The sequence below is a fragment of the Ramlibacter albus genome (assembly GCF_014297445.1).
GTDB classification, from domain to species: domain Bacteria; phylum Pseudomonadota; class Gammaproteobacteria; order Burkholderiales; family Burkholderiaceae_C; genus Ramlibacter; species Ramlibacter albus.
The window spans coordinates 1-12918 of sequence record NZ_JACORU010000015.1 but is presented as its reverse complement, the minus strand read 5'-3'; the positions used below and the strand labels follow the sequence as shown (position 1 = coordinate 12918).

Here is a 12918-nt window from a genome sequence, read left to right as displayed (position 1 = left end):
TGCTGCGCACTGCGGTGCGAGCGCCTTCGGGCGGCCGTGCGGCGCTCACAGCTCGAACTCCTTCGCGAGTTCATCGACCTGCGCGACTGCCTTGCCCGGCCCGCCTCCATACACGGGCCGGTTGCCCGCGTAGAGCACGCCGATGTTGAAGCCGTCGTCCGTCATGATCCGCCGGGCCGCGCGGGCTGCATCGTCGGTCGGCACCACGGGTGCGGGGTGCACCATCGTCTTCCACTCGCGCTGCTCGGGCCGGAAGGTCACGCAGGGGCTGAGGATTTCGATGAATGAGAAGCCCGGGTGGCGGATGCCCGCCGCGATGAGCTCCGCCGTCGTGTCCTGGTCGCCCGAGAACGCGCGAGCGACGAAGTTGGCGCCGGACGCGAGCGCGATCACCAGTGGATGGAACGAGCGCACGCCCGTGCCGCCGGGCGACAGCTTGCTGTCCCAGTCCGGCTCGGTGGTGGGGGACGGCTGGCCCTTGGTCATGCCGTACACGTGGTTGTCCATCACGATGTAGGTGAGGTCCACGTTGCGGCGGCACGCATGCAGGAAGTGGTTGCCGCCGATGGAGTAGCCGTCGCCGTCGCCGCTGGCTACGAGTACGGTGAGGTCCGGCCGCGCAACCTTCAGGCCGGTGGCTGCCGCCAGCGCGCGGCCGTGCACACCGTGGAAGCCGTAGCAGGAGGTGTACGCGGGGATGCGCGAGCTGCAGCCGATGCCGGAGACCACGGCCACTTCGTGCGGCGGCCTTCCCACGATGGCGAGCGCCTTGGTCACGGCGTTGAGTACCGTGTAGTCGCCGCAACCCGGGCACCAGATGGGCTTGGCGCCGGACTTGAACTGCTGCGCGTTCAGCGCGGGCGGCTCGGCGGCGAGGCCGGGCGGGTGGCACATGTCGTTCATGCGGGGACCTCCTCGGCGGCCCATTCGGTGAGTGCGGTGCAGATGTCGGCCGCGCGCAGGGGCAATGGGCCCGGGCGGTGGAAGCTGGCGGGCTCCGCAGGCAGCCGCGCGTGGCCGCGCAGGTAATGCAGCAGCTGCGCGCCGTGGTTCTGTTCGACGACCATCACGCGTTCCACGCCTTGCAGGGCGGCGTCCAGCAGCTCGGGTTTCAGGGGTGCGAGCAGGCGCAGCGCGATGACCCGCACGTCGACGCCGAGCGCTCGCGCGCGTTCGGCGGCTTCGCGCACCGGGCCGGTGGCGGAGCCGAACGTGATGACTGCGAGCGGCGCATCGCCTTCCACGTCGGCCCAGCGCGCGCCGTAGCCGTGCTGCACCAGCTTGCGCAGGCGCTTATCCAGCTGCTTCTGGTGGTCCACCGCGTTGCTGCTGGGGATGGCGCCTTCGGTGTGCTCCAGGCCGTCGGCGGTGTAGGTGACGCCGGGGGTGCCGGGCACGGCCATCGGGGATACGCCGGATTCGGTATCGCGATACCGTTTATACGGCGTGCCGTCGGGCTCGGCCGTCAACCGGCGCGGCGTCGAAGCAGCCAGCTCGGGCGCGGCGACCACCGCGCGCGACTGGCCCATGAACTGGTCCGACAGCACGATGGCCGGTGCCTGCAGCGTCTCGGCCAGCTCCACGGCCCACTGCGTGGTGGCCGCGCAGTCGGAGATCGAGGTGGGCGCCAGCACGAGGCGCGGTGCGTCGCCATGCAACCCGCCGACCGCATAAGACAGGTCGCTCTGCTCGCTCTTGGCGGGGATGCCGGTGGAGGGGCCGCCGCGCATCACGTCGACGACGACGATGGGCACTTCGGCCGCGACCGCGAGGCCGATGCCTTCGGTCATCAATGCGAGGCCGGGGCCCGCGGTGGCCGTGAGCGAAGGCACACCACCAAAAGATGCACCCACGATCATGTTGATCGACGCCAGCTCGTCCTCCGCCTGCAGCAGGCAGCCGCCCGCCTTGTGCAGCGCGGGCGCCATCCACTCGAGCATCTCGGTGGCCGGCGTGATCGGGTAGGCCGCGACGAAGCGGATGCCGCCGCAAAGCGCGCCGTAGCCCGCCGCCTCGTTGCCGGTGAGCAGCCAGCGCTTCTGCGGCTCGCGCGGCACGCTGCGCGGCGGTGGCGCATAGTCGCGCGCGGCATTCACGCCCTCGTGCAACGCGAGCAGGTTGGCCTCCAGCGCTTCGGAGCCGCGCGTCCAGCCGGCGCGCACCGCCTCTTCGAGGACCTGCACAGGCAGCCCGGCAATCGCGCCCGTGATGCCCAGCGCCAGCATGTTGATCCAGCTGCCCTTGAGCGTGCGCGCGGTCTTCTTCAACGGCAGCTGCAGGATGCGCGCACCGCTTGCGCGAAACACCTCGGGCACCTCGCCGCCATCCACGTCGCACACCACGAGCCCACCGGCACGCACCGGGATCTCGTCCGCGAACCGGTGCACGTTCTGCCAGTCGATGGCCAGCAGGACGTCGAAGGCATCGTCGAGCGATTCCACCTGCCGAGTGGCCAGCCGCAGCAGCGCGGCCGCCTCGCCGCCGCGGATCTGCGGGCCGCTGGTGCGCACCATCAGCCCGTACAGCCCGCTGCGCGCGGCTGCATCCAGCAGCCAGGTGCCCGCGGTCATCACGCCGCTGCCGCCGCTGCCGGCGATCGCGATCGACACGCTGTCCATGTTGTCTCCTCTCGCTGTGGGGAGAAGTAGAAAGGCGCGCGCGCCGACGGACTTTGGCGTGGATCAAAGTTTCCCGGCAAAAACGACCCAGAATCCGCAAAACCGGTATTCGAGTACCTATTTAGGTCCTGAGGAGACAGCCATGACGATCGACGCATACCGCTGGGTGATGACCGCGCCCGGCGCACCGATGGAAAAACGCAGCTTCGCCGCCGTGCCGCAGCCCGGCGAGGTGGTGGTGGAGGTGGCCGGCTGCGGCGTGTGCCACACGGACCTGGGCTACTACTACGACGGCGTGCGCACCAACCAGCCGCTGCCGCTGGCGCTGGGCCACGAGATCAGCGGCAAGGTGGTGGAGGCGGGCGCGGGCGCCGAGGCGTGGATCGGCAAGTCGGTGATCGTGCCGGCCGTGCTGCCCTGCGGCGAGTGCGACCTGTGCAAGCGGGGCTTGAGCACGATCTGCCGCGCGCAGAAGATGCCCGGCAACGACATCCAGGGCGGCTTCGCCTCGCACATCGTCGTGCCCGAGCGTGGGCTCTGCCTCGTGGACCTCGGCCGGCTCGGCCGGGCCGGGCTCGAGCTGTGGCAGGTCTCGGTGGTGGCCGACGCGCTCACCACGCCCTTCCAGGCCGTGCGCCGCGCCGGCGTCGCGCCGGGCTCGCTCGCCGTCGTCATCGGCGCGGGCGGCGTCGGCGGCTACTGCGTGCAGGTCGCCGCCGCGCAAGGTGCCAAGGTCTTCGCGATCGACGTCGACGACCGCAAGCTCGAAGCCATCGCCGGCTACGGCGCCGCGCGCACGCTCAACAGCCGCGGCATGGAACCCAAGGCGGTCAAGCAGGCCGTCGCCGCCTTCGCCAAGGAGCAGGGGCTGCGCCCCACCGAGTGGATCGTGTTCGAGTGCTCCGGCACGGCCGCGGGCCAGCAAGCCGCGTGGAACCTGCTGGTGCACGGCAGCACGCTGGCGGTGGTGGGCTTCACCATGGACAAGGTCGAAGTGCGCCTCTCGAACCTGATGGCTTTCGATGCGCGTGCGCTCGGCAACTGGGGCTGCCCGCCCGAGCAATACCCCTTCGCGCTGGACCTCGTGATGGACGGCAAGGTGCAGGTGGCGCCCTTCGTCGAGGCGCATCCGCTGGCCGACATCAACGAGATCTTCGCCGCCGTGCACCGCCACGAAATCCGCGCGCGCGTCGTCCTGAAACCCTGAGGAGAAACAACCCATGAACGCCCCCGACCGCCTGATGCCGCAGATCGACTTCAAGGACCATGACCTCGCGCCGCAGCCCGGCACGCCCGGCGTGCGCTACGAGAAGCGCCCCGCGAAGCTGCCCGACGGCACCGTGGTGCCCGGCCTCTACAACGCCTGGATCACGCTGGACAACCCCACGCAGTACAACTCGTACACCACCGACATGGTCAAGGCCGTCATCCTGGCCTTCCGCGCGGCGAGCAACGCGCGCGACGTGAACTGCATCGTCTTCACCGGCACGGGCGACAAGGCCTTCTGCACCGGCGGCAACACCAAGGAGTACGCGGAGTACTACGCGGGCCAGCCGCAGGAGTACCGGCAGTACATGCGCCTGTTCAACGACATGGTCAGCGCGATCCTCGCCGCGGACAAACCGGTGATCTGCCGCGTCAACGGCATGCGCATCGGCGGCGGGCAGGAGATCGGCATGGCCTGCGACTTCACCGTCGCGCAGGATCTCGCGCGCTTCGGCCAGGCCGGCCCGAAGCACGGCTCGGCGCCCATCGGCGGCGCGACGGACTTCCTGCCCGTGATCATCGGCGCCGAGCGCGCGATGGCGGCGTGCGTGCTGTGCGAGCCGTTCTCGGCGCACAAGGCCTACCAGATCGGCATGATCACCGAAGTGGTGCCGGCGCTGAAGGTGGACGGCCAATTCGTCGCCAACCCGATGGTGGAGACGCAGCGCTATGTCGACGAGTTCGGGCGCAACGCGTTCGGCGAGTTCAAGACGGGTGAGGCGGCGAAGGAGGGCAAGGCGGTCCTTGCCAAGGGGACGGTGGACCTGTCGAAGCTGGACGAGGCCGTGGAAGCGCTGTGCGCCAGGATCCTGCTCACCTTCCCCGAGTGCACGCTCAAGACGATCGAGGAGTTGCGCAAGCCCAAGCTCGATGCGTGGAACCGCAACAAGGAGAACTCGCGCGCGTGGCTCGCGTTGAACATGATGACCGAGGCGCGCTCGGGCTTCACCGCGTTCAACGAAGGGCCGAAGGACGACCGCGAGGTCGATTTCATCGCGCTGCGCCAGAAGCTGGCGGCCGGCCAGAGCTGGATCGGCGCGCTGCACGACGAGATCCAGCCGAAGAAGGGGGCCTGAATGGACACGCCCCTGAAAGCCACGCTGGAGAAGGACGGCGCGCTGCTGCGCCTGCGCCTGGACAAGCCGAAGGCCAACCTGATCGATGCAGCGATGATTGCGGCGCTGCACGCGGCGCTCGGGCAGTACCGCCGCCACGTCATGCTGCGCGCCGTGCTGCTCGAAGCCGAAGGCCCGCACTTCAGCTTCGGGGCGAGCGTCGAAGAGCACCTGCCCGACCGCTGCGAAGCGATGCTCAAACAGCTGCATGGCCTGCTGCTCGAACTGCTGGAGTTCCCCGTGCCGGTGCTCGTGGCCGTGCAAGGCCAGTGCCTCGGCGGCGGGCTCGAAGTGGCGCTGGCCTGCAGCCGCATCTTCGCCGCACCAAGCGCGCAGTTCGGCCAGCCCGAGATCAAGCTGGGTGTATTTGCGCCCGCGGCCTCGGTCCTGCTGCCGTACAGGACCAACCAGCCCGCAGCCGAAGACCTGCTGTTCACAGGCCGCAGCATCACGGCCAATGAAGCGCTGCGCATCGGCCTCATCCAGGCCGTCGACGAAGACCCGCAAGCCGCGGCGCTCGCTTACTTCGACCAGCACCTGCAAGGCAAGAGCGCCGCGGCGCTTGCCTGCGCCACCGTCGCCGTACGCGCAGCCATGCAACGCGACGTGCGCGCGCGCCTGGCCGAAGTCGAGAAGCTCTACCTCGACTGGCTGATGAAGACGCACGACGCCAACGAGGGCCTGGCCGCATTCATCCAGAAGCGCCAGCCCGAGTGGACCCACCAGTAGGAGCAACGCCCATGGACAACGTCACCCGCATCGTCGAGCGCTGCCAGCAGCTCTTCGACGACCTCGAGTTCACCGCAGTCCAGGAGTGGAAGGCGAAGGACCCGGCGCGCAAGGCTATCGGCTACATGCCGGTCTACGTGCCGCGCGAGCTGGTGCACGCGGCGGGTTACCTGCCCGTGGGCATCCTCGGCGGCGGCGATGCGATGGAGGTGATCCAGGGCGACGCCTATTACCAGAGCTACATCTGCCGCATCCCGCGCAGCACGCTGGAGCTGGGCCTGACCGGCAAGCTCGATTGCCTCGACGGCATGCTGTTCCCCAGCATCTGCGACGTGATCCGCAACCTGTCGGGCATGTGGCAGATCCTCTTCCCGGGCAAGTACGTGAAGTACTTCGACGTGCCGCAGAACTACGTGGACGAGATCGGCGGCAGCTTCTACATCCACGAGATGCAGGCGCTGCGCGACGACCTTGGCAAGATGCGCGGCAAGCCGATCACCGACGAGGAGATCAACGACTCCATCGCGGTCTACAACGACAACCGCGCCGCCGTGCGCGAGCTGTACGCCTACCGCGCGCGCATGCCGTGGCAGGCGCCCACGAGCGAGGTGTACCTGCTGCTGCGTGCCGGCATGGTGCTGCCGCCCGAGGAACACACGGCGCTCGTCCGCGAGTACCTCGTGGAAACCGACAAGGTGCAGAGGCCGCGGCGAGACAACGCGCGCATCGTGCTCACCGGCTCCTTCTGCGAGCAGCCGCCGCTGGCGCTGATCAAGTCGATCGAGATGTCGGGCTGCTACGTGGTGGACGACGACTTCATGCTCGTCACGCGCTGGCTGCTGGACGACGTGCCGGCCGATGCCAACCCGCTGGACGAACTCTCCAAGGCCTTCCTGCACCGCAGCGCCTCCACCGCCGCCAAGTACGACGCCACGCGCGAAGAGAAGGGCATCTTCCTGGTCAAGCAGGTCAAGAGCCGCGGGGCAGAGGGCGTGGTGTTCGCTGCGCCGTCCTTCTGCGACCCCGCGCTGCTGGAGCGGCCGATGCTGCAGGACGTGCTGGCGCAGCGAAAGATCCCCTACACCGCCTTCAAGTACGCGGAGAACACGGGCCAGATGGCGCCCATCCGCGAGCAGGCCGGCACCTTCGCCGATTCGATCAAGCTCTGGAGCGACGCAGCATGAACACCGTGATCAGCATGCCCGAGACGCGAAAGGCCAAGCCCGTCGCGATCAAGGAAGACGCGATGAACCTCCAGAAGGAGCTGATCAACGCGAACTACCGTGACCTCGCGCAGGCGCACCAGCAGGGCCGCAAGGTGAGCGCCACCTTCGTGCCGGGCAACCTCAACGAGCTGCTGATGTGCTTCGACTTCGCGCGCAGCCTGCCGGAGACCAACGCGCTGCAGAACGGCATGCGCAAGAAGAGCGGCAAGATGATCATGGACGCCGAGCGCGACGGCCAGAGCGAGGACGTGTGCACCTACGTCAAGGCCGACCTCGGGATGATGATGGGCGGCGAGGTGGGCCCCACCGGCGACGTGCTGCCGCGCCCCGACGTGCTGCTGCTGTCGTACACGGGCTGCTTCACCTTCATGAAGTGGTTCGAGCTGATCCGCCACAAGTACGGCACGGAGACGCTGATGCTGCACGTGCCGTATCAAGGCACCGGGAGGATCGACCCGAACATGCGCAACTACGTGGTCAAGCAGCTGAAGGAAACGATCATCCCTGGCCTGGAGCGCATCAGCGGCGTCAAGTTCGACATCGACCGGCTGCGCCAGTACATGAAGGAGTCGGTGAAGGCGGAAGAGGACCTCGTGAAGGTGCTGCAGTCCGCCAAGAACCGGCCGAGCCCCATCGACGGCTACTTCGGCGCGGTCTATTACATCGGCCCGATCTTCACCGCCTTCCGCGGCACGCCCGAGGCCACCGAGTACTACCGCGTGCTGTGCGGCGAGATCGAGGAGCGCATCCGCCTCGGCAAGGGGCCCGTCACGCCCGAGGGCGACATGGGCGAGGAGAAGTACCGGCTGATCGTCGAGGGCCCGCCCAACTGGACGAGCTTCCGCGACTTCTGGAAGATGTTCTACGACGAGGGCGCGGTGGTGGTCTCCAGCACGTACGCCAAGGTGGGCGGGCTCTACGACTTCGGCTTCCGGCACGACCCGGACCACCCGCTGGAAAGCCTCGCCGACTACTGCCTCGGCTGCTACACGAATCTCAACCTGCCGTCGCGGATCGACATGATCTGCAAGTACATCGAGGAGTACGAGGCCGACGGGCTGCTGATCAACTCGGTGAAGAGCTGCAACAGCTTCAGCGCGGGGCAGCTGCTGATCCTGCGCGAGGTGGAAAAGCGCACCGGCAAGCCGGCCGCCTTCATCGAGACGGACCTCGTGGACCCGCGCTACTTCTCCGCCGCGAATGTGAAGAACCGGCTGGAGAGCTACTTCCAGATGGTCAAGCAGAAGCGCACCACGGGCATCGGCGCGGACATGAAGCCGGTGTTCCAGATCCACCCTGCATCCATGGGGGCCTGAAGCCATGCGCACCTTCATCGGCATCGACCTGGGCTCGACCACCACGAAGGCGGTGGTGGTGGACGAGCACCGCAACATCATCGGGCGCGGCATCACCAACTCGCGCTCCAACTACGACACGGCAGCCGCGGTAGCGAAGACGGAGGCCTTGCTCAACGGCCGCTTCTACCTGTTCCGGCAGGCGCTCGCGCGAAACGGCGCGCTGAACGGTTCGCTCGACGTGTTCCTGGAGCAGCTGGAACGCGATTTCCGCGCGGAGCAGTACACCGAGCAGCTCGGCGACCTGCACGAGACCTGCGTGCGCAACCTTGCCACCGCGCGTTTCGGCGCGGCGACCGAGGTGGTGGGCGACGCGCTGGAAGAAGTGTTCCGCCGCCTGAAGCTGGAAGCGCCGTCGCTCTTCGCACCCGGCGCCAAGCGCAAGAGCGACTTCTTCCGCGACATCGCCGGCAGCCAGTACCTGGCCATCGGCGAGCAGGTGGCGAAGGACGCGAACACGCGCTACGACTACCTGCTGAACCTGTTCGACCGCTCGATCATCGAGGTGGAAAACCGGGTCTACAACGATTCCATCCGCAAGCACCTGATCCACGCGCTGGACAAGACCTTCCTCGCGCTGCCCGACACGGCGCAGCGCCGCACGCTGGTGGAGGAGCCGATCAAGGGCGTGCTCGACACCGAAATGGAGGAGACCTACATCGTCGGCTCCGGCTACGGCCGTGCGCGGCTGCCTTTCAGCAAGGAACACATCCGCAGCGAGATCCTGTGCCACGGCCTCGGCGCGCACGTGATGTACCCCGGCACGGCCACCGTGCTGGACATCGGCGGCCAGGACACCAAGGCGATCCAGGTGGACCCGGCCGGGATCGTGGAAAGCTTCCAGATGAACGACCGCTGCGCCGCGGGCTGCGGCCGCTACCTGGGCTACATCGCCGACGAGATGAACATGGGCCTGCATGAGCTCGGCCCCATGGCGATGCAGTCCACGAAGGCGATCCGCATCAACTCCACGTGCACCGTGTTCGCCGGTGCGGAATTGCGTGACCGGCTGGCATTGGGCGACAAGCGCGAGGACATCATGGCCGGCCTGCACCGCGCCATCATCCTGCGGGCCATGTCCATCCTGGCGCGCTCCGGCGGCATCCGCGACCAGTTCACCTTCACCGGCGGCGTGGCCAAGAACGAAGCGGCCGTGAAGGCGCTGAAGGAACTGGTCTTCGAGAACTACGGGCAACTGCAGCTGAACATCGACCCGGACTCCATCTACACCGGTGCGCTCGGTGCGGCCACGTTCGCCTACCGCGCCGTGGTGGACGAGGGCAAGACGGCGGAGCACCGCGAGGACAAGAAGGAGAAGGTGGCAGCATGACTTACACCATCGGCATCGACATCGGCTCCGGCGCCGTGAAGAGCACGCTCTTCGAGGTGAACGGCGAGCATGTGCGCTGGCTGGCCAAGCGCTGCGAGCGCATCCGCCGGCGCGACCCCATGCAGCTGGCGCAGGAGGGCCGCGACGGCGTGCTGGCCGACGCGGGGCTCGCGGGCAACGACATCGATTACATCGCCACCACGGGTGAAGGCGAGAACGTCAAGTTCGCGACGGGCCACTTCTATTCCATGACCACGCATGCGCGCGGCGGCGTGTACCTCCAGCCGGGCATCGCGGCGGTGGTGGACGTGGGCGCGCTCAACGGCCGCGCGATCTACGTGGACCCGCGCGGCAAGGTGCTGTCGTACAAGATGACCAGCCAGTGCGCGAGCGGCTCCGGGCAGTTCCTCGAGAACATCGCGCGCTACCTCGGCGTGGCCGTCGAGGAGATCGGGCCCTTGTCCAAGGCGTCGAAGGACCCGGAGAAGGTGAGCTCCATCTGTGCCGTGCTCGCCGAAACGGACGTGATCAACATGGTCAGCCGCGGCATCGCCACGCCGGACATCCTGAAGGGCATCCACCTGAGCATGGCATCGCGCATCGTGAAGCTGCTGAAGGTAACGGGCATCAAGACCGGCACCGCGCTGCTCACCGGCGGCCTGGCACTGGACGATGGCCTCCTCGCTGCCGTGCAGGAAGAGATGGCCAACGAGAAGGTGCCGGTGCAAGTGGTAAGCCACCTGGATTCGATCTATGCCGGCGCCATCGGCGCGGCTTTGTGGGGTGCCTACCGGCACGACAAGCTGCAGGAACTGCAGCAGTGCGCGGCCGCGTGAGGCTTGAGGAGAGACGGACATGGCATTGCTGATCAACGACAACTGCACCGCCTGCGACGCGTGCAAGCCGGTTTGCCCGAACGAGGCCATCAGCGTGGGCGACATCGTCTACGTGATCGACCCGCTGCGCTGCACCGAGTGCGTGGGCGCGGAGGACGAGCCGCAGTGCAAGCTGGTTTGCCCGGCCGATTGCATCGTGCAGCACCCGGATTTCGTGGAGACGCCGGAGGAGCTGGCGGAGAAGTACGAGTCGCTGCACGGGTAGCTAGCGCTCCAGCTGCCGGCGGACATCGTCCACCAGCCTCTGGTCCAGCAGGATGGCTTCCTTGCTGACGTTGACGTGCATCGCTGCATAAGCGACGTCGCTGACCGCGGCGTCGATCTCGTAGTCACGCGCGGCCATGAACTCCAGCACGGGTGACAGATGCCAGATGAGTGTGCTTCCGCCGTGCACCGGCGGCGGAAAGACGTCGGGGTTCGTGACGTAGAGCTTGCGCATGTTCTGGCGCGTCAGCCCTGCGAGTTCGGCGATGTCGGTGAGGCCCACGAAGTCGGGGCCGGCCTCGACGAGCTCCGCGTCCGGCATCGCGCGCTTCACGTCGCGGATGGCGCTCAGGATGGCAGCCACCGCGGAGCGCGCCTCGCGGTCGAAGTCCAGGCCCACATAGCCGGGCAGGCCCAGGCCGACCAGCGCGTCGGTGCAGCCCGCATCACCCAGCAACAGCATGATGTCGTCATCAGACATGCCGGCGTTTGCCGAGAGCTTGAAAGTCAGGCTGAACGAATATTCCACTTCGATGTCCTTCATCAGTTCCTGAGAACGGCCTGGTGCGCGGTGCAACCGTCCACGACACGCCTCAACTGCCTGGCGTGATTGGCTGCATTCGCCGGCGACCCCCAGATGCCCGCCTTGCAGCGCGTTCCGCAGCGGCAGTCCGCTTCGTTGTAGGGGCAATACATGTAGCCCCAATGCCCGCCGGGCCGGATCTCCCATCCGTTCTGTTCCGCGTACTGCACGACTGCTTCAATTTCTTTGCGGGGATGTCTGGGTCGAGCCACAGCATCTGCCTCAGGTTAAGTGAAAAGAACGTGGTTGTCAATTGACAACCTGCCATGACGTTCGCAGGAGCGCGAACGGGTGTACTGTATGGGCAATCAGTGGTAAATGGACCAGACGTAAGTCTTGGTTGATGCGCTGTTTGGCACGTCGATCACGCGGCGAGCAACACAGCCACGCCGGCCAGCAGCAACGCCGCCACGAGGTTGTGCGCCATCGCCAGCGGCAGCGCGAGGGCGCTGGACATCATCGCGACACCGATCGCGGCCTGAAGCAGCACGAGCAGGGCAACCACGATCCCCGCCCGAGCACCCGCACGCCAGGCGAGCACCGCGAGCGGCACCAGCACGGCCACGGCCAGGGCTGCACTCGTCCAATGCGCGTCGCAAAGCCAGCCCGCGTCGCAGCGGCTGCCGGCGTTGGATGCGCTGACCACGCCACCCAGCACCACCTGAAGCAGCACGAGCGCGAGCGCCACCGCGGCGTGGGCACGCACCCGGGTGTCCCCCAGCCGATGCGCAGCCGCAGGCGAGCACACAGCCACCAGGCGGCAAGACAGCGCAAACATCACCAGCCCGCCGGCGAGGTTCCCGACGGCCACCCACACCGACCGCGAGTCGGCCCCGAGCCTCCCCAGCACCGCGAGGAAGAGGGCAACACCCAGCAAGGCGCCGACCTCGCGTCCCTGCCGGGACAACGTCGGCGATGTGGCCCACGCCTTCACCAGCATGGCAATGATCAGCAGCAGCGCCACAGACGCGGCAATGCGGTGAGCAATGCGCGCCGCATGCACGGCGTCGGTGTCCAGGGGCGCGATCTGTTCCACCGTCATCCCCGTGCGCTGCTCGTGGCACTGCGGCCAGGGCTCGCACCCGATCCCCGCCCGCGACAGCCGGATGAACGCACTCAGGCTGGTGATCGCCAGCACCAGCACCGCGCAGGCCCACGCCAGCTTGCGCAATTGCGAAAGTCGTCGGTCGATGTCCGTGCCCACGGCGCGGATGTTGCCCTGCAGCAGATGGCAAATCCTTGAACCAGTTCAATGCCGCGGCCCGCCGTGGAAACGAGCATCGGACCCACACGAAAACCGAAGAGGAGTTCCGATGAGCCACGAAGCCGACGACGGCAAGGTGCCGCTGATGCAGCAGCTGCTGGACAACCCCTTCCTGCTGCTCTTCCTGGGCGTGTTGATCCCCATGGTGCTCTACACGCTGTGGGGCGTGATCGACATCCTGACCATCCCGGTCGCGAAGTAAGGGGGGCCCGCATGAGACATCCGGTGTCAACCCTCTTCAATGTTTTGGATCATGGCCGAGGTGTGCAAGGCCGGGTTGTAGGTGGAGCCATCGGTCCAGATTCTCCAGATGACGCGGCTCCAGGCGCGAG

The 12918-nt window shown here is 67.4% G+C and carries 13 protein-coding genes; 9 read left to right on the top strand and 4 right to left on the bottom strand.

Annotated elements, in window-relative coordinates; genetic code table 11:
• Positions 1-45 precede the first annotated feature (45 nt).
• Together H8R02_RS26865 and H8R02_RS26860 are read right to left on the bottom strand one after the other, a co-directional pair.
• Complete coding sequence (locus H8R02_RS26865) at positions 46-903, bottom strand: 2-oxoacid:ferredoxin oxidoreductase subunit beta (RefSeq protein WP_222622663.1); 858 nt, start codon at positions 901-903, stop codon at positions 46-48.
• The gene (locus H8R02_RS26860) at positions 900-2618 is read right to left on the bottom strand and encodes a 2-oxoacid:acceptor oxidoreductase subunit alpha (RefSeq protein ID WP_187084603.1); all 1719 of its coding nucleotides are present in this window, start codon (positions 2616-2618) and stop codon (positions 900-902) included. The genes H8R02_RS26865 and H8R02_RS26860 overlap by 4 nt, the downstream gene beginning before the upstream one ends.
• Before the next feature lie 142 nt (positions 2619-2760).
• On the opposite strand from H8R02_RS26860, the gene had reads away from it, so the two are divergent.
• Genes had through H8R02_RS26820 form a run of 8 tightly spaced genes read left to right on the top strand, consistent with a single transcriptional unit; the run spans position 2761 to position 10740 of the window.
• Positions 2761-3825, top strand: a complete 1065-nt coding sequence (gene had / locus H8R02_RS26855) for a 6-hydroxycyclohex-1-ene-1-carbonyl-CoA dehydrogenase (RefSeq protein WP_187084602.1) — start codon at positions 2761-2763, stop codon at positions 3823-3825.
• 13 nt (positions 3826-3838) lie between these two features.
• Complete coding sequence (oah, locus tag H8R02_RS26850; protein WP_187084601.1) at positions 3839-4960, top strand: 6-oxocyclohex-1-ene-1-carbonyl-CoA hydratase; 1122 nt, start codon at positions 3839-3841, stop codon at positions 4958-4960.
• On the top strand, positions 4961-5728 hold the full coding sequence (locus H8R02_RS26845; protein ID WP_187084600.1) for a cyclohexa-1,5-dienecarbonyl-CoA hydratase: 768 nt from the start codon (positions 4961-4963) through the stop codon (positions 5726-5728).
• 11 nt (positions 5729-5739) lie between these two features.
• Complete coding sequence (bcrC, locus tag H8R02_RS26840; protein WP_187084599.1) at positions 5740-6912, top strand: benzoyl-CoA reductase subunit C; 1173 nt, start codon at positions 5740-5742, stop codon at positions 6910-6912.
• Positions 6909-8270 (top strand): benzoyl-CoA reductase subunit B, encoded by a 1362-nt coding sequence (gene bcrB, locus H8R02_RS26835; RefSeq protein WP_187084598.1) that lies wholly within the window; start codon positions 6909-6911, stop codon positions 8268-8270. Before bcrC ends, bcrB begins: the two co-directional genes overlap by 4 nt.
• 4 nt (positions 8271-8274) lie before the next feature.
• Positions 8275-9639 carry a benzoyl-CoA reductase subunit A gene (gene bcrA / locus H8R02_RS26830; RefSeq protein WP_187084597.1) on the top strand — a complete coding sequence of 455 codons (1365 nt, stop codon included), beginning with the start codon at positions 8275-8277 and terminating at the stop codon, positions 9637-9639.
• Complete coding sequence (gene bcrD / locus H8R02_RS26825; protein ID WP_187084596.1) at positions 9636-10475, top strand: benzoyl-CoA reductase subunit D; 840 nt, start codon at positions 9636-9638, stop codon at positions 10473-10475. The genes bcrA and bcrD overlap by 4 nt, the downstream gene beginning before the upstream one ends.
• A gap of 19 nt (positions 10476-10494) precedes the next feature.
• Positions 10495-10740 (top strand): YfhL family 4Fe-4S dicluster ferredoxin, encoded by a 246-nt coding sequence (locus H8R02_RS26820; protein ID WP_187084595.1) that lies wholly within the window; start codon positions 10495-10497, stop codon positions 10738-10740.
• Here H8R02_RS26820 and H8R02_RS26815 read toward each other — a convergent pair whose 3' ends face one another.
• Entirely contained in the window at positions 10741-11283 is a 543-nt protein-coding gene (locus tag H8R02_RS26815) for a DNA-binding protein (protein WP_222622662.1), read from the bottom strand.
• A gap of 403 nt (positions 11284-11686) precedes the next feature.
• The gene (locus tag H8R02_RS26810; protein ID WP_354004981.1) at positions 11687-12526 is read right to left on the bottom strand and encodes a COX15/CtaA family protein; all 840 of its coding nucleotides are present in this window, start codon (positions 12524-12526) and stop codon (positions 11687-11689) included.
• Between the two features lie 109 nt (positions 12527-12635).
• Here H8R02_RS26810 and H8R02_RS26805 point away from each other — a divergent pair, with 109 nt between their 5' ends.
• Positions 12636-12788 carry a hypothetical protein gene (locus H8R02_RS26805; protein ID WP_187084594.1) on the top strand — a complete coding sequence of 51 codons (153 nt, stop codon included), beginning with the start codon at positions 12636-12638 and terminating at the stop codon, positions 12786-12788.
• Positions 12789-12918 lie beyond the last annotated feature (130 nt).

Bases quoted from the DNA above. Each gene is read 5' to 3' on its own strand.
- H8R02_RS26815 (WP_222622662.1), bottom strand. From the start codon at position 11,283: ATGAAGGACATCGAAGTGGAATATTCGTTCAGCCTGACTTTCAAGCTC.
- H8R02_RS26865 (WP_222622663.1), bottom strand. From the start codon at position 903: ATGAACGACATGTGCCACCCGCCCGGCCTCGCCGCCGAGCCGCCCGCG.
- had (WP_187084602.1), top strand. From the start codon at position 2,761: ATGACGATCGACGCATACCGCTGGGTGATGACCGCGCCCGGCGCACCG.
- H8R02_RS26805 (WP_187084594.1), top strand. From the start codon at position 12,636: ATGAGCCACGAAGCCGACGACGGCAAGGTGCCGCTGATGCAGCAGCTG.
- bcrA (WP_187084597.1), top strand. From the start codon at position 8,275: ATGCGCACCTTCATCGGCATCGACCTGGGCTCGACCACCACGAAGGCG.
- bcrB (WP_187084598.1), top strand. From the start codon at position 6,909: ATGAACACCGTGATCAGCATGCCCGAGACGCGAAAGGCCAAGCCCGTC.
- H8R02_RS26845 (WP_187084600.1), top strand. From the start codon at position 4,961: ATGGACACGCCCCTGAAAGCCACGCTGGAGAAGGACGGCGCGCTGCTG.
- bcrD (WP_187084596.1), top strand. From the start codon at position 9,636: ATGACTTACACCATCGGCATCGACATCGGCTCCGGCGCCGTGAAGAGC.
- H8R02_RS26820 (WP_187084595.1), top strand. From the start codon at position 10,495: ATGGCATTGCTGATCAACGACAACTGCACCGCCTGCGACGCGTGCAAG.
- bcrC (WP_187084599.1), top strand. From the start codon at position 5,740: ATGGACAACGTCACCCGCATCGTCGAGCGCTGCCAGCAGCTCTTCGAC.
- oah (WP_187084601.1), top strand. From the start codon at position 3,839: ATGAACGCCCCCGACCGCCTGATGCCGCAGATCGACTTCAAGGACCAT.
- H8R02_RS26860 (WP_187084603.1), bottom strand. From the start codon at position 2,618: ATGGACAGCGTGTCGATCGCGATCGCCGGCAGCGGCGGCAGCGGCGTG.